Raw genomic sequence first — 18,178 nt, 5'->3', positions numbered from 1 at the left:
TGCCTGAGGTCAAAGAGAGTTGCGAAATTGTGATTGGATTCTGAAATGCCTCCCGGATTGAGGTGGTCAGGTGCCTCGGAGAGCGGATTTCTCGGCTTTGCTCAACTCCTTTTCAACACGAGTCCGCAGTGCTTCCGGTACCGGACGGTTGGTGTAGGTGTTGTAATGACCTTGCAGAGAATTCAGGGCTGTCTGCATGGTGGTGAAGGAGCTGAGGCCATTGATCCGGGGCTTTGGTCGATACCTCGACATGTAGTCATTAATGAGATCATGTGCCGCCTGCTCCGACTCCTGTAACCCTTCAGCATCAGAGGGGAGTGCAAGCGTGGTCTGCAGCGACTGAACAACAGCCACTGTGTCTTCGACGTAATCGCCAGTCATCGTTGAAATGCTGTCGCCACAGGCGGAGAGCATCAGGGTCAGGCCAAGGCATAGGGCCAAGGTGAACCCCCTGAGTTGGCGGCTGAAGCGTTGCAGCTCTATTCGCATGGCAGGAAAATTTTGATGAACTTTAAGGCGAAGCATCGCTCGCTAGACCATGGGGCGAGCTTGGACGGCCTTGAGCACATGGATCAATGCGTCCTGATGCGACATGGTGCTGTTTGAGCGGGTGGAGCGCTCCACCACTTCGACCCGTCCGGTGTCGGCTTCGCGACCGACAACGATCCGCCAGGGGATTCCAATCAGATCGGCGTCTTTGAATTTGACTCCGGCACGTTCGCTGCGGTCATCCAGGAGGGCATCAACTCCTGCGGATTGCAGCGATCCGTAGAGAGACTCTCCCAGGGTCAGTTGTGTCGCGTCCTGCACGTTCGCGACAACAACGATGACCTGGAAGGGCGCAATGCTCACCGGCCAGCAGATCCCCGCGTCATCGTGATGCTGTTCCACTGCCGCTTGGGCGAGGCGAGAGATGCCGATGCCGTAGCAGCCCATCAGCAGCGACGCTTGTTTGCCCTCCTTGTCGGTGAAGCGGGCCTCGAGCGCGTCGGAGTATTTGCTGCCGAGCTGAAAGATGTGGCCCACCTCAATGCCCCTCCGCTCCTCAAGGATCTGCTCCTGGTTGTGGAGAGACCGATCTCCGGCTTTGGCATTGCGCAGATCAGCTTGGATCTGATCGGGCATGGAGCTCCACGTCGCTCCCCAGCGATGCTGATCGGCGTTGTTGGCGCCACAGACGAAGCGCTCAAGATCCAGGGCGGTTGGGTCGGCCAGGCGTTCAAATCGGGTTTCCCAGCTTCGCGACTCCTTCAGTGTGCTGTCGGCAAGATCGGGTCCGATCGAGCCGAAGGGCAGGGACGCAAGACCCTGCTTCCGGAGTTGCTCTGGATTGATCGGTGCAATCTCCAGTGCTGAGGACCCCAACCGCTGGGTCACGGCATTCGTCAACTTGACGTCATTCAGCTCCTGGTCTCCTCGCAGGCTGACCAGCAACGGTTGCTCTCGACCATCGTCGAGGCGGGCCAGCAGCACCAGCACCTTGACGGTCTGAGATGGGGAGAGGTCGTTGGCAGAGCAAAGGTCCTCAATCGTTTCCTGTCCAGGCGTGTCAAGGCTTCGTTCCTCGCCAGGAGGCAGTGCTTCTGCTGGGCATGGATACGACACCGCTTTCTCTTGATTGGCGGCATAGCTTCCATCTGGCGTGGAGAGAATAAGGTCCTCGCCCGCATTCGCCATCACCATGAATTCCTGGGACGCAGCTCCTCCAATGGCGCCGCTGTCGGCATCCACTCCCACGGCGTTGAGACCGCACCGCTTGAAGATGCGGGCATAGGCCTCGGCCATCAGTGCATAGGTCTGCTCTAGATCCGCTTCGTCGGCATGGAAGGAGTAGGCGTCTTTCATGATGAATTCCCGACTGCGCATCAGCCCGAAACGGGGTCTGATTTCGTCGCGGAATTTGGTCTGAATCTGATAAAGCGTGACGGGCAGCTGTTTGTAGGAGCGCAGCAGCTCCCCAGCGAGCTCCGTGACGACTTCCTCATGGGTGGGGCCGAGGCCCACGCGTCGGCCCTGGCGATCCTCCAGGTGAAACATGATGCCCTCGCCGGCGGTGTAGCCCTGCCATCGGCCGCTGCGTTCCCATGGTTCGGCGGGTTGGAGCTGGGGAAGCAGCGTCTCAAGTGCACCGAGGCTGTCAAGCTCGTCACGAACAATCGTGCTGATTTTGCGCAGCACCCTCCACATCAATGGGAGGTAGGCATAGATGCCTGGTCCAACGCGTCTGATGTAACCACCTCGAACAAGCAATTGATGAGACGGGATTTCAGCGTCAGCGGGCACGTTCCTTAACGTCACCAGCGACAGGCGGGAGACGCGCATGACAGGAATTTATAGAGGGGGTCAGGAAGCTATCACCGCCAAGAAAACGGTCGATCTGGGAACTGTCACTTTTGCTGTGATCGATGCTGGCGTCCTGAGTCTCAGCTGCTATGGTCTGCCAAATCCAAGCTGTCCCAGCGTTGTCTCATGTTTCCTCGGTCGTTAGACGTTTCAGTACCGGCCGTGAGTGAATCTTCGGATTTTCGGAGTGATGCTGCCGCTGTTCTTTCTCAGTCGGATGCGTTGGTTGGAATTGACGATGTTCAGAAGTCGTTGAATCGATCGCGTGCATCTGTGTATCGCTACACCAACACCGATCCGCGCAACCTCAACCCCGTTTTTAATCCCCGCAAGCTCAATCCTGAATACAGAAGCGATCAGAAAGATCCTCTTCTGTTCCATCCCAACGAGGTCGCTCGATTTGCCAAGGATGTATTGCGGATCAAGGAGGTCACCGTTGAGGTTCTCAACTCACCCTCCACGGCTACGCAGCAAGTGCTTGGAGCAATTCTCGATGAGTTGCGACTGATCAGGGCCCGCCTTGATGGCCTCCCTGAAGCTCCATCTGATCTTGCCTCCCGTCGTGATCGGCAGGATCGTCCTGCTGCATAAGACTTGCAGTGGTGGCAGAATGCAGATGAGTTTTGGTTCTTCGGATTCACGGCTCAATCTCCCTTAAGGCCGTCTTCGGACGTCCTGAACGACTTCTGAGCAATTTGCATGAAGTTTGGGATGTCCCCGACCACCACTGAATGGACCCTGAGCCTGCCCCCAAACACCCTGCGCATGCAGCGCAGTTCGTGGCCATCCCTGCTCTTGCTGTTCTCGGGTTTACTCTCGCCGTTACAGGGCTAGGCATTCCATTGGCCGCTGTGCTGACCGATCGCCCCACCCACTCCTCCGTCACTGTTCAGGAGAGTTATGGATCTCAGGGCTCTTACCCCATCTCCGTCTCCAGGACTGGTGAATCTGATCGTTGAGATTCCAGCGGGAAGCAGCAACAAGTACGAATACTTCGAAGAAGCTGGGGTCATGGCCCTCGACCGAGTTCTGCATTCATCGGTCAGATATCCATTTGATTACGGCTTTATTCCCAACACCCTGGCTGAGGATGGATCACCTCTTGATGCCATGGTGATCATGGCGGAACCCACCTTCGCTGGATGTCTGATTCAGGCAAGACCGATTGGGGTGCTTGATATGACCGATATGGGCCATTACGACGGCAAAATTCTTTGTGTGCCTGTGGCTGACCCACGTCAGCAGGCCATTCAGAGCATTGTTCAGATCGCGCCGAGTCAGCTTGAGGACGTCGCTGAATTTTTTCGCACTTACAAAAACATGGAAGGTCGTGTCACCGAGATAGGCGGTTGGCGCGACGTGGATGCGGTTCAGCCTCTTCTGGAGACCTGCGTTCAGGCGGCTTTCGCCTGATCAGTCATCGATTCAGAATGAACACCTCGCTCTGCAGGGGTTGGCGGCAAATCCTCGGTTGCAACCGTGAGGCTTGTAAATTAAGCCACAATCTGATGTAAAAGATCCGTGCCCACCATTCGTTTTGAGCAGGAAGGTCAGCAAATCAGCTGCATTGAGGGTGCCAATCTGCGCAAAGCGGCTCTCTCGGCCGGTGTCAATCCTTACAAAGGTCTGAACAACCTCAACAATTGCGGTGGTGTCGGTCAATGCGGAACTTGCGTCGTCGAAGTTCTTGAGGGAGCTCAGAATCTTTCTCCTCTCAGTGATGTTGAAGAGGTTTACCTGGCGGATCGACCAGCCAACTACCGCCTCAGCTGCCGCACGACGGTGAACGGTGATGTGACCATCCGATCACGTCCCGGGGATGGAGTTGGTCAAGGCTCCAACAGCCTTATTGGTGCTGTGAAAAGCCTGCTGAACCAATAATTGTGGCCGGTTTCACAGTCTTCAGTTATTCCAGTTGCAGCACTTGCCGCAAAGCGCTTTCGTGGCTTGAGAATGAAGGGCTCGATTACGAGGTGATCGACATCACTCTCGTTCCTCCTTCATCTGATCTGCTGCATCAGGCTTATCGTCAGTTTGGCCAGGTCAAGCCCTTGTTCAACACCAGTGGACAGAGCTACAGGGCCCTTGGTGCTGATGCGGTCAAAGCTATGTCCGATGATCAGGCCCTTCAAGCATTGGCTGCCGATGGAAAGCTGATCAAGCGTCCTTTTGTGCAATGCCCGGACGGTCGATTTCTGGTTGGCTTCAAGCCTGAGGCTTGGTCTGAGCTGCTTCTGAACTGAAGTTCAATCCATCGAGCTCCGTGATCAATTCATCGACATCTTTCTGGAACCGCAGTTGATTCATGCTGCTTCTCTTGAAATCTTCGAGAAAAGCCGCCACGAGTTCCTGGCTGCGTTCAAGAACTGGACCCTGCTCAAGAGTTTTCGCTAGTTCCTCCCAGAATCGGTCGATGGTCTGAATTCCCAGTTCCTGAAGCACCGGATCCTTCTGTGCAAAACGATCGCCTGCGTTGCGGGAGAGATTCAACAGAGAGTCAACGAGGCCTGTCGAGAGCTGAAGGCTGAGCTGATGTTCGGCTTTGTCAATTCCAGGCAGTGCTCGCAGCGGCGTTGGGAATGCTTTGTCTTCAAGGTTGCGTCGCAGAGCATGACTCACCAAGGCAACCAGCTGGGGTCGCATGCCTGGCCCGACCTGGGTCAACACCAATGGAAGCCAGAGGCGCAGCAGTTCAGCGAGCTCCCTTTCTCCCTCCGATTCGATGCTCTGATGGCTGCAGAGACGACGGATCTTGTCGGGCCAATGGGGTGAGCGCACCGCATCCTGCGCAGCATCAAGTATGCGCAGTGTGATCACTTCGAACAACTCGAGAGCGAGTACTGCGACCACGCCGCGGCTCACCGCGGCTCTCAGGGGTTCCAGTTGGATCATGCGTGTGCTGGACAGGCGCTCTGCAACGGGGACGACGCGCAGCAGCCTCCAGAACGGAATCAGCAGAGGCAAATCAATCCATCGACGCAGCAGTGCATCTCTCCAGGCGATGGCGGGATAGCGCTGCTTCAGCCGAATGGCGCGCAGCATGATGTCCAGCAGAAAGAGAATCTGGAAAGGAAGATCGATCCTCCATGACAGATCGATCGGCTGCCCGTTTTCATCCGTGCCGCGCCAGTAATTCGTGGAAGCAAGGGGAAGAATGCTGTTGCGCCAGAACCTTCGTTCCGCTGCCCATCGTTCATCCGTGAGATAGCGGTCTCCCAGCAGATGGGCGGCAGATTGTTTGGCTGAATCCATGCCTGCCCTGGCCCTCAGGCGACTTTTGAGTTTTTCCAGCGTTCCCGTTTTGTTGGAGCTGACAAAAGGGTTTTCATCGATCAGCTGACTGTTGCGCACCACCATTTCCAAACGCAGCTGCTTGGCTGCAGGGCTGTTGATACCACTGGCCGCGGCAGTGCGTTCCAAGCGCTGAAAATGTTGGATGTAGGCCTCAGTGTCCTGATGAGGCTCAATTCCCTTCACCGGGTCATACAAGGGTGTGATGTCAGGCAGCCAGGGCAGGGGAACTGCAAGGCTGATCGAAGGTAGGGGAAACAGAGTGCGCTGCAGCCAGAAGTTGCGCAGCGGCACATAGGTCACGTCGAAGACGACCCAGGCGAGGTTCAGAGCAGCAATCCCCGCGACCAGTCGGTCCCAGCCAAGCCAGAAGCGACGGCTTGCGGAGGGTTTCACACCTTGCCACCTAGGTCTGACCATGGGTGTGAGCGTTCTCAGCTGAGGCTAGGAGGCCATCGCCATCAGGCCTATCTTGGATGATCCAAGGTCAGCAAGGTTTCCGTTGCCAGACGCCCAGCACGACGCTTCGCCTTCACATGCTGATTCTCCATCGGATTCGTCTGCGGGTCCCTCCAAGTCACAGGGCCAAAAAGGACATCCGTTCTGGGATTTCTGGGGGCCTGTGATCTTCACTCTGGCCCTTTATCTCGGGATCCGTCATTACGTGGCTGAAGCACGCTTCATCCCTTCCGGTTCGATGCTGCCTGGTCTTCAGATCCAGGACAGGCTGCTCGTGGAAAAACTCTCCTATGCCAGACGAGGGCCCAAGCGCGGCGAAATTGTGGTGTTCAACTCACCGCATGCTTTTGATCCAGCATTGAAAACCGCTGGATCTCCCCCCACGTTCCGCTGTGCCCTGGCCAACTTTCCTCTTCTGGGACTGATCCCCGGCCTGAGCCATCCTGCATGCGATGCCTACATCAAGCGGGTTGTCGCTGTGGGTGGAGACCAGGTCTCCGTGAACCCGCGAGGTGAAGTCCGCGTGAATGGAGATCCCGTGGATGAGCCCTATGTGACCAAGTATTGCCCTGTTGATGAACAAGGGATGAGCCTCTGCCGCACGCTGAATGTGACGGTGCCTGAAGGGCACGTGCTCGCGCTTGGTGACAACCGCAGTAACAGCTGGGATGGACGCTATTGGCCAGGAGGTCCTTTCTTGCCTGAAGACCAAATCATTGGCCGAGCGCTCTGGAGGTTCTGGCCTCTCAATCGACTGGGAACGCTGGGGTCCTGAGCCCGCATTGCACAACGCGTCCACTTAACGGCTGGTCGAGGCAGGGCTGATTGGCGGCCTTCGAAGCCCATGGATCTGATCGCGTGGGTCTCCAGGTCACATCGGGGTCAAACAGAAGCCAGCGATTGCTTCCCTGTGTCAGACACTCCTCTTCAACCCCCAGGAGTCGGGAGGGACCGAAGCTGAGCACGTCCCAGAGCCGTTCAGGTGTCCAGCCACTCGACACTACAAGCGTTTGCCAGAGGGAGGGAAGCACGTGTTGATGACCGGAGATCCCACGTTGGCGCTGATCAGGAGGCAGCAGGCACTCTTCATCATCAAGCGGTGTTGCATGGACAGCGATCGCCTGGATCAGGCCCTCGCTGAGGCCTTCGACCAGTGCCTCACGATCTCTTCTGTTGCCCAGGGACGGTGAAACAAACCATGAGGCTGCCGTGGCTGCACTGGAACTGTTACTCGTCAGCACGTGCCACCAGCTCACGGTCGCGGCAGGACGCAAGCTCATTTGCTTCAGCAGACCAACTCCTGCGGCGGTGGACAAACCCATCAGCGTCAGCTTGCGCTCTGGGTGCTCCTGTTGAAGCTGAGCGAGCTGGCTGAGGGGTAGCGTTTCGCTGCTGACAGGATCGGTGGGCCAGCCAGCCCGTAGTGCTTCGGGGCCTTCCCTCAACAGGCCCTCCCCGCGCAGAACGGCATCAAGGGGTGGGATCAGAACAGGTGATAACCCTGATTCTCCGAGGGTAAAGGCGCGGTCGAGCAAGGGGACCGGCGGCATGTTGTTGCCATCTGAGAGGCCAACGGCACCTGCCTCGATCAGATCGGCATGGGGAGTCAGTTGTTCGCCCTGCCCGCCCTGGCTGAAGCCTCCCCAGAGATGGACAGTCACGTCACAGTCGGATCGCTGAAATCCGCGAAGTCGATCTGGCAGTTCCCGTCGGTTCCCTGATGCCTCAGGTAGCAAAGCAAGCTGTCCATAACCGCCTGCAGCGGCAGATCGCACCATGCTTTCCAGAGTTTCGCCTTGGCCCTGGAACGGCTCCGGCAGCAGGGAATGAACATCGACCAGGCATGGAGCAAGCAGCTGATGTCCTGCAGCAGTCGAGCCGATTCCCGCTGTTCGAGCCGCTTCGCGGGCCTGGTCGCCGAATGCCTCGAGACGTCCCTCCCGCAGCAGAGCTGCACCCTGTTCCTGCAGCGGCTGGTCGGGCCCGACTAGCACCCTCACGGGGTCAAGCAGGATCATCTCGGTCATCGATTAAGTGTTAGAGCGCTCCGGCCGCCGTGCGATCGAGCACACCGCCGAGGTGGGAGGTGAGGTTCAGGCAGGCAACCACTGCAGGCTGGCCCGGTTCGGAAGGCATGTCGACCACCGTGACGCCTCCGTTGCCCTGTTTGACGGCCCAGATGTCAGCAGGACTGAGCCCCAGCAGGTGGCAGAGGATTGTTTTGTTCACAGCGTCATGGGCCACCACCAGGGCGGTTTCCGTGGCGTCGAGACTGGATGCAATGGCGTTCCAGCTGTCAACGGAGCGATTCCAGACGTCTTGGATTGTTTCCCCTTCAGGCATCTGCACTGTGTCGGGTGAGCGTTTCCACTCCTCCAGCAGATCTCCCCAATCGGCGCTGATTTCCGATTCAAGCTTGCCCTCCCAGAGGCCATGACCGATTTCCATGAGTCCGTCCGTGAGCGTGATGGAGATGCCTGGGTGAGATTTCAGGATGCCCTCAGCTGTCTCGCGTGGGCGTGACATTGAACTGCTGTAGGCCTTTTGCAAGGACACGTCTTGCAGAAAGCCCCTCGCAGCCTCCGCCTGAGCCTGACCATTGCTGTTCAGAGGGATGTCGATCTGTCCTTGGAAGCGACCTTCTCGATTCCAGTTCGTTTCGCCATGTCGCACAAGGATGAGTCGTGATCCTCCGCCTTTGGCAGGAAGTGGAGGGTCGAGGTGCGCGGTGCTGTTCAGGCACTCGATCTGCACCTGATAGCCGTTTTCGCATGGGCTGAGATTGAAAATCGAGAGTGAGGCATTGTCTAGGCGAAGTCGACGGAAGCCCCGTTCCGGCTCTCCCAGCAGGCTCACGATCAGGCAGCGCAGGATGGCGTTGTGCCCCACCAGCAGCACGGTGTCATCACTGTTCACGGGATGCCGCCTGACCAATTCCTCCAGGAAGCGTCGGGCCTGCTTCATCAACTCCTCGTAAGGGCGATAACGGCTCCCGTCCTTTCTGATTAACTCCAGAGCTTCCGGTTTCTGTTTCCAGGTCGCGAAGTCCTCTGGGAAGCGTTCCGATCGTTCGGCCGCAGTCAGCCCACTCCACGGCTCGAGATCAATCTCCAGCAGGCCGTCATCGAAGCTTGGTTCCAGTCCGTCGTCCCGGCTCTCGAGGATTCCCGCCGCTGTGGATGCAGCCCGTTTCAGCGGAGAGCTGTAAACCGCCTGAATGGGGACATCGACAAGCGCCTGCCCGAGCCGGCGAGCCTGCTCCTGTCCTGAAGCAGTGAGTGTGGAGAGATCGTCTCGCCCCTGGATTCTCCGCTCCACATTGAAGCTGCTGAGACCGTGGCGAACGAGGAGAAGACGCAGGGGCACCGCTACATGCTGAAAGAGCGACGCCATCGTATGAGCGTGCCCAGGGTGAACTCTTCATCGGCTGTGGCAGCCCTACCGACGAGAATTCAAGGCAATTGCCCGCTCTGTGTGACCAGCCCACCTTCCGGACGATCAACGGCGGCCTCGTCTTGGAAGGTGCTGCTTGCCATTTTGTCGCTGGTACTGGCTACCACGATCTGGGCCCTAGGGCTGGTGGACAGTTTCGCTAAACCCTCTGTTGCGCCTGCATTGTCGCTGGAGCAACAGGAACTGACGTTGCTGGCAGAACCGCAGATTCCCCCGCCTCTGCGACCCCTTCTGCTTGGAATAGATGCCTCCGATTCCCTGCTCAACAGCCTGCGGCAAATTCCGCTGGAGCGGTTGGATGACCGCCAGAAAATTTTGTTCACTGCCCTGGAGACGGATCCCGAGCATCGGCGCAGTCTCCAGCAATTGGATCTCGAATCCAGTGATCTGCGGCAGCTTCAGAGAGCGCTCGCGGAAGGCGATAAGCGCAATGTCTCAGCGGATGAGCGTTCCAGGCTGCTGCTCCTGACTGCCGACCCGCTAACCCGTCGACTCGCCTGTGAAGCACTGGGTGGTGACGAGGAGAGCTGTCTCGATCAGGCCTTGGCGATAAGGGCTGCCCGCCGGTTGGTGATCAGTGAGCTGTTTCCCCTGCTGGCCCTGCTGCTCGGTGGACTTTTGCTGTTGCGCCATCTATGGCAATTGCTGCGACGCCGACTGCCCTCCTGGCCAGCTCTGCTTGCCCCTCCTCTCGGTGTTCTGGACATGGTGCTGCTGGTGGCGGGCGGTTTCGTTGTGCTTGGTGAGGTGTTGATTCCTCTGTTGGTCATTCCGATCTCCTCGGCCTTCACGCGCGGTCTTTCTGCACCTCTGACGCAGGGCATCAATGTTTTTCTGGGTTATGTCGCCCTGGCGGCACCTCCCCTGCTGATCTTGCGTCAGCAGCTGGGGCAGCTGGACCGTGCACAGAGGCCTCCGCAAGGATGGCTGCAGTGGCGGATTCAGCCTCTTGCTAGGGCCCTGCTTCAGGGGGGGCGAGGCTGGCTGATGGTTTTGCCTCCCGTTGTTCTGACCGGTTGGTTGATCACTCGTGTGATCGGGGATCAGGGAGGCAGCAACCCATTGCTTGAGATCGTCCTCAACAGTCAGGACCCCCTCGCCTTGTTGTTGCTGTCTCTCACGGCTGTGGTTCTGGCGCCGCTGTTTGAAGAAACCATCTTCCGCGGTGTGTTGTTGCCTGTGCTTGGCCAGTCTCTCGGTCGATTAGGAGGCGTGCTGGTGAGTGCTCTGGTCTTTGCAGTCGCTCATCTCAGCATCGGTGAACTGGCTCCGCTTTTGGTGCTCGGACTCGGCCTTGGCCTGCTCCGTCTCAGCACCGGCCGGCTGCTTCCCTGCGTGGTGATGCACGCACTCTGGAACGGCGTGACCTTCCTGAATCTTGTGTTGTTGGGGAGCTGAGCCAATCTTCAGTCCTGGTCAAGGTTTCAGGCTTGCGGTGTCCTCTCTCAGGTGGTTCACTGGCGCATTGATCATCCTTGTCCGTGGTCGCGGTTCCGCAGTCACAACCGTCTTCCGCGCGACGTCCTGCCCCAAGACGTCCGGCCTCAAGACGTCCGTTCGAGGTCATTCAGGGATCGCTCTCCGCACGTCGTGTTGCACGCAAGTCCCCTCTACTGGCCGGTTTACACCGCACGGCAGACGGCAGCCTGATTGGAGTCTTCGCGGCAGTTCTTGTCCTCAGTGGGCTCACGCTGCATTGGCAGCATCGGTGGACCCTCGCCTTCCGTCAGCTTGAGATGACCAGGGAGCAGGCCCATCGGCTGACCGAATCCACGGCCATGCTCGAACGTCATTTGTTGGAGCGCTCTCAGACCCCCAAGCAGATGGTGCCCACAACGGTGGCCAATCTGGTGTATCTCGACCGTCCCTCATCGGCTTCCACCAAGCCAGGGATCGACCACCTGGCCATGCTCGGTTCGCTCATGGAGCGCACCATTCATCACGGCTACTGATTCATGGGCCGTTCCGCCAAGTCTTCACGGCCAGGAGCCGGCCGTCAGCGCAGGAGAGTTGTGCCTTTGGAGCCAGTCCCGGCGGGACGCATGCGATCTGTCTTCGCGCTGCTGTGTCTAGGCCTTGTCGGCTTGATGGGACGAATGGCCTGGCTGCAGGTGTTTCAGGCCAGCGAGCTCGAGGCTCGTGCGCGTTCAGTGCAGACCCAGCGCACGCAGCCGCTGGGGACCCGTCGCCCCATTGTTGATCGCACCGGGCGTCTTGTTGCTCTTGATGAAGAGCGCTACCGACTCTGGCTGCATCCGCGTTACTTCAATCTTCCTGGCGATGCCCCGACTCTCATTCGCCCCCCTGCCGATGTTGCGGCACGTTTAGCTCCGTTACTGACACTCACCGAGGCGGAGATCCTTCAGCGAATCGGAGACCGTCCTTCCGGGATCAAGTTGATCGAGGGGCTTGATCCAGAAACTGCATCAACAATCCGCTCCGCTGGCATCTCCGGCGTTGACCTTGAGTCCTATCCCTACCGCGTGTATCCCCAGGGCGATTTGTTCGCCAATGTGGTCGGCTTTCTCAATCAGGATCGTGAGCCTCAGGCAGGGCTTGAACAAAGCCGACATGACGAACTTCAGCGCCATGAACAGGCCCGAAGTCTTCGTCGAGGAGCCGATGGCACTCCGTTGCCCGACAATCTGGACGCCGGAGTGTTCTTTGGGGATGATCTGCGACTGCAGCTCACGCTCGATGCGCGTCTTCAGGCCGTTGCTGCGAAGGCCCTGGCTGCTCAGATCAAAACCTGGAAAGCCCAGAAAGGAGTAGCCATTGTCATGGACGTCACCAACGGTGAGTTGCTGGCGTTGGCATCGGTGCCCACTTACGACCCGAACAGCTACTGGAGTTTTCCGGCAGGTCGTTTCCGGGAATGGTCCGTACAGGATCTCTATGAACCCGGATCCACCTTCAAGCCCATCAACCTGGCGCTGGCTCTTCAGGAAAATGCGATTCAGACCACAGGACGTGTTCAGGACAGCGGTTCTGTCACGATCGGCGGGTGGCCGATTAACAATCACGACCGTCGAGCCAACGGTTTGATCGACTTTGCCACGGTGCTGCAAGTGTCGAGCAACGTCGGCATGGTCCAGGCCATGCGCAAGCTGCCCTCCTCGACGTACTGGGACTGGTTGAGTCGACTTGGCCTGGATGCACGGCCCGACACCGACCTCCCCGGTGCCGTTGCCGGTCAGCTCAAGACCAAGGAGCAGTTCACCACCCAGCCGATCGAGCCGGCAACGGCGTCGTTTGGGCAGGGATTCTCACTGACACCGTTGAAGTTGGTTCAGCTGCATGCCTTGCTCGCCAACGGCGGCCGTCTGGTGAGCCCCCATATCACCAGAGGGCTGAGAGCCGGCGATGCGTTGGCTCCACCTGGATCACGTCAAGGCAAGCCACTGCTGAAACCTGAGGTCACGCGAACTGTGATGGCTTGGATGGAATCAGTGGTGGAGAAAGGAAGCGGCAAGGGCGTCAGAACACCGGGATACCGCATCGGTGGCAAGACGGGCACCGCTCAGAAGGCTCTGAACGGCGTTTATGTTCCCGGCGCTCTGATCTGCAGTTTTGTGGCGACTCTCCCCGTTGACGATCCGCGCTACGTCGTGTTGGTGGTCGTGGATGAGCCCCAGGGAGACAACGCCTATGGATCCACGGTGGCTCTTCCGGTTGCGAAATCAATCATTGATGGTCTGTTGGTGATTGAAAAGATTCCGCCCAGCACGGCGCGTACTCCAGCTTCGGCGCAACCAGGTTGAAGTGGTGGAAGTGCCTCGTCCCGTTGAGCTTTCGGTGGGATGCCAGCTCTGAAAACGCCGCTACGTTACAAGCAACAAGCCTTTAGAGACATGGCAACTCTTCTTGAGCAGCTCTCTGCGATGACCGTTGTGGTGGCGGATACGGGTGATCTTGAAGCTATTCGCAAATTCACACCACGGGATGCCACCACGAATCCATCCCTGATTCTCGCTGCTGCTCAGATCCCTGCTTATCAAAGTCTGATCGATGAGGCCCTGCGATCCTCCCGTCATCTGATCGGCGATAGTGCACCCGTTGAGACGGTGGTGCGCGAGGCGCTCGATGAGATCAGCGTGATTTTCGGCAAGGAAATCCTCAAGATCGTGCCCCGCCGTGTGTCCACCGAGGTTGATGCTCGGCTCAGTTACGACACTGCCGCCACGATTGAAAAGGGTCGCAAGCTGGTTCGCCTCTACAACGACGCCGGCATCAGTAATGATCGCGTATTGATCAAGATCGCCTCCACCTGGGAGGGCATCAAAGCTGCTGAAGTGCTTGAGAGGGAAGGCATTCACTGCAATCTCACGCTCCTGTTTGGCTTTGCTCAGGCGGTGGCCTGCGCTGAAGCAGGCGTGACTCTCGTTTCGCCGTTCGTTGGCCGCATCCTCGACTGGTACAAAGCCGAGACAGGAAGGGATTCTTATCCCGGTCCGGAGGACCCCGGTGTCTTGTCTGTCACCAGAATCTTCAACTACTTCAAGGCCTACGGCTACAAGACTGAGGTGATGGGGGCCAGTTTCCGCAACCTCGACGAAATCACCCAGCTTGCCGGTTGCGATCTGCTCACTATTTCACCCAAGTTGCTGGATCAGCTGCGTTCCAGTGAGGCCATTCTCAATCGCAAACTCGATGCGACAAACCCCTCAAACAGTGAACCTCAGATCCACGTCGACAAGGAGCAGTTCGACAGCCTGATGGCCTCTGATCGGATGGCCACAGACAAACTTGGCGAAGGCATCAAGGGCTTCAGCAAAGCGATTGAAACGCTTGAAAGCATGCTGGCCCATCGACTCGCGGAACTTGAGGGTGGTCAGGCTTTCGGTCATGCCGTGCAGGAGATTTTCATGCTGAATGACATGAACGGTGACGGCTGCATCACGCGTGATGAATGGCTGGGCAGTGATGCTGTGTTTGATGCTCTGGATGCAGATCATGACGGCCGACTTACTCAGGAAGAGGTGCGATGCGGCTTCGGATCTGCCCTGTCACTGACCAGAGCCTGATCGTCCTGTCGTCTTTGACTGTTTCTCCGTGAATGCCCTCCTCGACACCATGCGTGCCCTTGCTCAGAAGAGTGAGGTGCATGGCGCTCATACCGGCGACGTGATCTTCAAGGCTGACAACCCTGGTGCGTCGATGTTTGGTGTACTTGAGGGCAGAGTTCGACTGAGCTGGACCAATGAAAACGGCCAGCAGGGATATGAACTGATCGAAGCTGGCAATGTGTTTGGTGCTGGTGCGTTGGTGATGGAAGGCCATCGTCGACTGGGCACGGCAAAGGCTGAAACCGATTGCCGCCTGATCGAGATGAACCGCGAGAAATTTCTTTTTGCCGTTCAGGAGTCGCCCATGTTTGCCGTCGAGCTTCTGGCCTCAGTCGACGCCCGTCTGCGTGATCTGAAGATTGCACCCCAAGCCTGATCTCAATCTGACTAGTTTCTTGAGAGTGTTTTGGAGCTGTTCCGCAATCGATGGCGTTGCAGCTGGTCTGGTTCAAGCGTGACTTGCGGCTCGAGGATCACAGGCCACTGATCCAGGCACTGGCTCTTGGAGACGTGCTGCCTCTTTACATCGTTGAGCCTGCTCTTTGGCGCCAGCAGGATGTCTCAGGTCGTCAGTGGGAGTTCTGCAGGGAAGCTCTACTCGACCTTCAGCAGGCCATGGCTGCTCTTGGCCAGCCGCTGGTCATTCGCTGCGGGGATGCAGTGACAGTGCTTGAGCGTGCCAGGCGTCAGCTCGGAGTGTCGGGCCTCTGGAGTCATGAAGAGACTGGTAATGACTGGACCTACGCCAGAGACAGGCGGGTCGCGGCGTGGGCCAGGGAGCGCAGCATTCCCTGGCGAGAGATTCCGCAGTTCGGTGTGATCCGCCCGTTGCCGACACGTGGTGGATGGGCCCGGCGCTGGGAAGAGCGCATGGCGGAACCGATCACGCCTGCCCCCACCCGTCTCGAGCCACTGCAGGGGGTCTCAACCGGTGAAGTGCCTTCGGCTGCTGACCTGGGACTCGAGCCTGATCCATGCCCTCATCGCCAGCATGGTGGCCGTCATGCCGGTCTGAACGAACTCGAGCATTTCCTGGACCAACGGGTGGGGCAGTACTGCCAATCCATCTCCAGTCCGAACAGGGCCTTCACAGGATGTTCCAGGCTCTCCACTTATCTCACCTGGGGTTGCCTGTCCATGCGTGAGGTTCTTCAGCGCAGTCGTGCGAGCCGGGGACGCGGGGCGCGCAGTTTTGGGTCGAGGCTTCACTGGCACTGTCATTTCATCCAGAAGCTTGAGGATCAACCCTCAATCGAGTGGCAGGACTTTCATCCTTTCATGCGTGATCTCCGAGATCCTGATGCCGAGCGTCTATCGGCCTGGGCGGAAGGCCGAACCGGAGTGCCTTTTGTGGATGCCTGCATGCGGGCTTTGAGAGCCAATGGGTGGATCAACTTCCGGATGCGGGCAATGTTGATGTCGTTTGCGAGCTACAACCTCTGGTTGCCCTGGAGGGACAGCGGCCTGCACCTCGCCCGTCAGTTTGTGGATTACGAACCGGGGATTCACTGGAGTCAATGCCAGATGCAGTCGGGCAGCACCTCCATCAACACGATCCGGATCTACAACCCGATCAAGCAGGGTCGTGATCACGATCAGGACGGCGTGTTCATCCGCCGCTGGTGCCCTGAACTGGCGGACATTCCCACGGTGCATCTTCATGAACCCTGGGCACTCAACGGCGTTATGCCGATTGTGGATTGTGCCGATTCAGCAAGACAGGCCAAGGAGCGGATCTTCGCGATCAGGCATTCAGCTGGCTTTGACCGTCATGCCGATGCGATTCAGCGGCGGCATGGCTCCAGGCGGGCTGGTTTGCCGGCACCATCCCGACGACGATCACGTCGCCGCCTCAGTGATCCATCGGTGCAGCAGCTGGCCTTCGATCTCTAGCTGCGCTGCAGCAGCAGCCGGCGAATGACCCTCTGAGCGATATCGCCATAGCCCATCTCTCCGGAGAGGATTTGGGCGATCCGTCTGGGAGCCGTCGGCCGTTTGACCCCTAGCTGATAGCCCACACCGGGGAAGCGGTAAAACACCTGGGCAATCCGACGACCCCATGCCATGGAGTCGCCCCAGCGCTGTCGCATCGCCTTGGAGTAGCCCTTTAACGATTGTTCGTCGCCCTTCAGCCAGTGGTCCAGGTGCTTTGCGGCTTCGCAGCCGCTCATTAGAGCTGGTCGTAACCCCTCTGCAAGGAAGGGGTCGCAGAGAGATGCGGCATCGCCAACCGCTACCACCCCGTCGGCATGGAGCGGGCTGTGACCGTTCCAGACCCTCAGATTGGCCTGCTGCCGAAGACCTGCGTCGGCTGCAAAGCCAAGGTCAGGGAGCAGTGCATTCAGGATCGTCTCCGAATCGGTGACATCACGACCGATGAAGGTGCCCACTCCCACATTGATCCCATCTGCCAGCGGAAAAGCCCAGGCAAACCCGTGGTGCACAAGCCCGAATTCGAAACGTGCCGTTCCAGGAGCGAGCGTTCCAAGCCCTTCCAGACGAACCGAGAGTGTGCTTGCCATGTGCAGCGAGCTCGGGCCGACGCCGACTTGTTGCGGCCAGGGAGACCCTGAGCCATCAGCGATCACCACGGCTCGGGCCTTCACAGTTGTCCCCTGTTCCGCTGTGAGCTTCCAGCACTCGCCGGTGCGATCGAGCGCCGTCACACGACATGGTCGCTGAACGGTGGCACCAGCGCTCTTGGCATGCTCAAGCAACAAGGAATCCAGATGCTCACGCCTCACAATCCAGAACGGTGCCTCACCGGGAAGTTCGGCGACAACGGGATCCTCCAGACACCAGCTGAAGTCGACCTGATGGATGACATCATCAACCGCAGGGCTGAGGTCGAAAGGGAACCAGTTCTGCACAGAGGAGGCCATACCTCCACCGCAGGGCTTGATCTGGGCCAAGGTCTCCGCTTCGAGAATGGTGACGGAATGCCCTGCGTGAGCAAGGTGAAAAGCAGCTGAAGTGCCGGCAGCTCCGGCACCGATCACGGCAACGTCAGTTGTAATCACACCTTGAGGATGTCGGCCTCCTTATCGGCCAAGTGCTTCTCCAGCAGTGCGATGAACTTCTCGAGAGTTTTCTGGATGGTCTCCTGCTCGTCACGGCTTTGATCCTCGGAAAACTCACCCTCTTTTTCCTGCTTCTTGATTTTGTCGATGGCGTCGCGGCGGATGTTGCGCAGGGCAACCTTTCCTTCCTCGGCATATTTGGAGGCGAGCTTGCAGAACTCCTTGCGCCGCTCCTCGGTGAGAGGTGGCACGTTAATGCGGATGATTTTGCCGTCGTTGTTGGGGGTGAAGCCCAGTTCGCTCATGGCGATCGCCTTCTCAATGCCCGCCAGCGAGCTGATGTCGAAGGGCTGGATCTGGATGGTCTGTGAGTCAGGTGTGGTCAGCGTGGCCAACGATTTCAGTGGCGTGTCGGCGCCGTAGTACTCCACCGAGATGCGATCGAGCAGAGACGAGTTGGCCCGTCCTGTTCGGATGGTGTTGAACATGCGTTGGGTGGATTCCACCGACTTCTGCATGCTCGCTTCGAGGTCTTGCTTCGACATA

At 58.4% G+C, this 18,178-nt stretch carries 19 protein-coding genes; 12 read left to right on the top strand and 7 right to left on the bottom strand.

Annotated elements, in window-relative coordinates:
• Nucleotides 1-66: 66 nt before the first annotated feature.
• Nucleotides 67-489: a photosystem II protein Psb27 gene (gene psb27, locus DXY37_RS01645; RefSeq protein ID WP_115125171.1), complete on the bottom strand. Its 423-nt coding sequence runs from the start codon at nucleotides 487-489 to the stop codon at nucleotides 67-69.
• A 42-nt stretch (nucleotides 490-531) separates the two neighbouring features.
• The gene (locus DXY37_RS01640; protein WP_115125058.1) at nucleotides 532-2,322 is read right to left on the bottom strand and encodes a proline--tRNA ligase; all 1,791 of its coding nucleotides are present in this window, start codon (nucleotides 2,320-2,322) and stop codon (nucleotides 532-534) included.
• A gap of 147 nt (nucleotides 2,323-2,469) precedes the next feature.
• Between DXY37_RS01640 and DXY37_RS01635 the strand changes: the two genes are divergently transcribed.
• The 5 genes from DXY37_RS01635 (at nucleotide 2,470) to DXY37_RS01615 (ending at nucleotide 4,586) form a co-directional block, all read left to right on the top strand.
• Nucleotides 2,470-2,934, top strand: coding sequence for a resolvase (locus DXY37_RS01635; protein WP_115125057.1), 465 nt, complete (start codon nucleotides 2,470-2,472; stop codon nucleotides 2,932-2,934).
• 140 nt (nucleotides 2,935-3,074) lie between these two features.
• Nucleotides 3,075-3,302 (top strand): hypothetical protein, encoded by a 228-nt coding sequence (locus tag DXY37_RS01630; RefSeq protein WP_074160687.1) that lies wholly within the window; start codon nucleotides 3,075-3,077, stop codon nucleotides 3,300-3,302.
• On the top strand, nucleotides 3,244-3,756 hold the full coding sequence (locus tag DXY37_RS01625) for an inorganic diphosphatase (RefSeq protein ID WP_115125056.1): 513 nt from the start codon (nucleotides 3,244-3,246) through the stop codon (nucleotides 3,754-3,756). Before DXY37_RS01630 ends, DXY37_RS01625 begins: the two co-directional genes overlap by 59 nt.
• 108 nt (nucleotides 3,757-3,864) lie before the next feature.
• Nucleotides 3,865-4,224 carry a 2Fe-2S iron-sulfur cluster-binding protein gene (locus DXY37_RS01620; RefSeq protein WP_115125055.1) on the top strand — a complete coding sequence of 120 codons (360 nt, stop codon included), beginning with the start codon at nucleotides 3,865-3,867 and terminating at the stop codon, nucleotides 4,222-4,224.
• A 2-nt stretch (nucleotides 4,225-4,226) separates the two neighbouring features.
• Nucleotides 4,227-4,586: a Spx/MgsR family RNA polymerase-binding regulatory protein gene (locus DXY37_RS01615; protein ID WP_115125054.1), complete on the top strand. Its 360-nt coding sequence runs from the start codon at nucleotides 4,227-4,229 to the stop codon at nucleotides 4,584-4,586.
• Here the strand turns inward: DXY37_RS01615 and DXY37_RS01610 are convergent.
• Nucleotides 4,549-6,054, bottom strand: a complete 1,506-nt coding sequence (locus DXY37_RS01610) for a hypothetical protein (protein ID WP_115125053.1) — start codon at nucleotides 6,052-6,054, stop codon at nucleotides 4,549-4,551. The two genes, DXY37_RS01615 and DXY37_RS01610, sit on opposite strands and share 38 nt — an antisense overlap.
• Nucleotides 6,055-6,136: 82 nt before the next feature.
• Here DXY37_RS01610 and lepB point away from each other — a divergent pair, with 82 nt between their 5' ends.
• On the top strand, nucleotides 6,137-6,868 hold the full coding sequence (gene lepB / locus DXY37_RS01605) for a signal peptidase I (protein ID WP_115125052.1): 732 nt from the start codon (nucleotides 6,137-6,139) through the stop codon (nucleotides 6,866-6,868).
• Here lepB and DXY37_RS01600 read toward each other — a convergent pair.
• On the bottom strand, nucleotides 6,840-8,120 hold the full coding sequence (locus DXY37_RS01600) for a dihydroorotase (protein WP_115125051.1): 1,281 nt from the start codon (nucleotides 8,118-8,120) through the stop codon (nucleotides 6,840-6,842). The genes lepB and DXY37_RS01600 overlap by 29 nt on opposite strands.
• A 10-nt stretch (nucleotides 8,121-8,130) precedes the next feature.
• A complete protein-coding gene (locus DXY37_RS01595; protein ID WP_170951737.1) occupies nucleotides 8,131-9,459 on the bottom strand; it encodes a histidine phosphatase family protein in 1,329 nt (442 codons plus the stop codon).
• A gap of 108 nt (nucleotides 9,460-9,567) precedes the next feature.
• Here DXY37_RS01595 and DXY37_RS01590 point away from each other — a divergent pair, with 108 nt between their 5' ends.
• From DXY37_RS01590 to DXY37_RS01565, 6 genes are all read left to right on the top strand, one after another.
• A complete protein-coding gene (locus DXY37_RS01590; protein WP_244276773.1) occupies nucleotides 9,568-10,944 on the top strand; it encodes a CPBP family intramembrane glutamic endopeptidase in 1,377 nt (458 codons plus the stop codon).
• 83 nt (nucleotides 10,945-11,027) lie between these two features.
• Nucleotides 11,028-11,498 (top strand): hypothetical protein, encoded by a 471-nt coding sequence (locus DXY37_RS01585; protein ID WP_115125170.1) that lies wholly within the window; start codon nucleotides 11,028-11,030, stop codon nucleotides 11,496-11,498.
• 3 nt (nucleotides 11,499-11,501) lie between these two features.
• Nucleotides 11,502-13,307 carry a penicillin-binding protein 2 gene (locus DXY37_RS01580; RefSeq protein ID WP_115125048.1) on the top strand — a complete coding sequence of 602 codons (1,806 nt, stop codon included), beginning with the start codon at nucleotides 11,502-11,504 and terminating at the stop codon, nucleotides 13,305-13,307.
• 90 nt (nucleotides 13,308-13,397) lie between these two features.
• On the top strand, nucleotides 13,398-14,570 hold the full coding sequence (locus tag DXY37_RS01575) for a transaldolase (RefSeq protein WP_115125169.1): 1,173 nt from the start codon (nucleotides 13,398-13,400) through the stop codon (nucleotides 14,568-14,570).
• Between the two features lie 28 nt (nucleotides 14,571-14,598).
• Entirely contained in the window at nucleotides 14,599-14,988 is a 390-nt protein-coding gene (locus DXY37_RS01570; RefSeq protein WP_115125047.1) for a Crp/Fnr family transcriptional regulator, read from the top strand.
• Nucleotides 14,989-15,038: 50 nt separating this feature from the next.
• A complete protein-coding gene (locus DXY37_RS01565) occupies nucleotides 15,039-16,505 on the top strand; it encodes an FAD-binding domain-containing protein (protein ID WP_115125046.1) in 1,467 nt (488 codons plus the stop codon).
• Here DXY37_RS01565 and DXY37_RS01560 read toward each other — a convergent pair.
• Together DXY37_RS01560 and frr are read right to left on the bottom strand one after the other, a co-directional pair.
• Complete coding sequence (locus tag DXY37_RS01560; protein WP_115125045.1) at nucleotides 16,502-17,632, bottom strand: NAD(P)/FAD-dependent oxidoreductase; 1,131 nt, start codon at nucleotides 17,630-17,632, stop codon at nucleotides 16,502-16,504. The two genes, DXY37_RS01565 and DXY37_RS01560, sit on opposite strands and share 4 nt — an antisense overlap.
• Nucleotides 17,629-18,177 carry a ribosome recycling factor gene (gene frr, locus DXY37_RS01555; protein ID WP_115125044.1) on the bottom strand — a complete coding sequence of 183 codons (549 nt, stop codon included), beginning with the start codon at nucleotides 18,175-18,177 and terminating at the stop codon, nucleotides 17,629-17,631. The genes DXY37_RS01560 and frr overlap by 4 nt, the downstream gene beginning before the upstream one ends.
• Nucleotide 18,178 lies beyond the last annotated feature (1 nt).

It is taken from the genome of Synechococcus sp. GEYO (genome assembly GCF_900473955.1).
GTDB lineage: Bacteria > Cyanobacteriota > Cyanobacteriia > PCC-6307 > Cyanobiaceae > Synechococcus_C.
This window is presented reverse-complemented; position numbering and strand designations above follow the sequence as displayed.

What these genes read in the sequence shown, in the direction of transcription:
- DXY37_RS01630 (WP_074160687.1), top strand. Translation starts at nt 3,075, where the DNA reads ATGGACCCTGAGCCTGCCCCCAAACACCCTGCGCATGCAGCGCAGTTC.
- frr (WP_115125044.1), bottom strand. Translation starts at nt 18,177, where the DNA reads ATGTCGAAGCAAGACCTCGAAGCGAGCATGCAGAAGTCGGTGGAATCC.
- DXY37_RS01625 (WP_115125056.1), top strand. Translation starts at nt 3,244, where the DNA reads ATGGATCTCAGGGCTCTTACCCCATCTCCGTCTCCAGGACTGGTGAAT.
- DXY37_RS01600 (WP_115125051.1), bottom strand. Translation starts at nt 8,120, where the DNA reads ATGACCGAGATGATCCTGCTTGACCCCGTGAGGGTGCTAGTCGGGCCC.
- DXY37_RS01575 (WP_115125169.1), top strand. Translation starts at nt 13,398, where the DNA reads ATGGCAACTCTTCTTGAGCAGCTCTCTGCGATGACCGTTGTGGTGGCG.
- DXY37_RS01565 (WP_115125046.1), top strand. Translation starts at nt 15,039, where the DNA reads ATGGCGTTGCAGCTGGTCTGGTTCAAGCGTGACTTGCGGCTCGAGGAT.
- psb27 (WP_115125171.1), bottom strand. Translation starts at nt 489, where the DNA reads ATGCGAATAGAGCTGCAACGCTTCAGCCGCCAACTCAGGGGGTTCACC.
- DXY37_RS01580 (WP_115125048.1), top strand. Translation starts at nt 11,502, where the DNA reads ATGGGCCGTTCCGCCAAGTCTTCACGGCCAGGAGCCGGCCGTCAGCGC.
- DXY37_RS01640 (WP_115125058.1), bottom strand. Translation starts at nt 2,322, where the DNA reads ATGCGCGTCTCCCGCCTGTCGCTGGTGACGTTAAGGAACGTGCCCGCT.
- DXY37_RS01610 (WP_115125053.1), bottom strand. Translation starts at nt 6,054, where the DNA reads ATGGTCAGACCTAGGTGGCAAGGTGTGAAACCCTCCGCAAGCCGTCGC.
- DXY37_RS01635 (WP_115125057.1), top strand. Translation starts at nt 2,470, where the DNA reads ATGTTTCCTCGGTCGTTAGACGTTTCAGTACCGGCCGTGAGTGAATCT.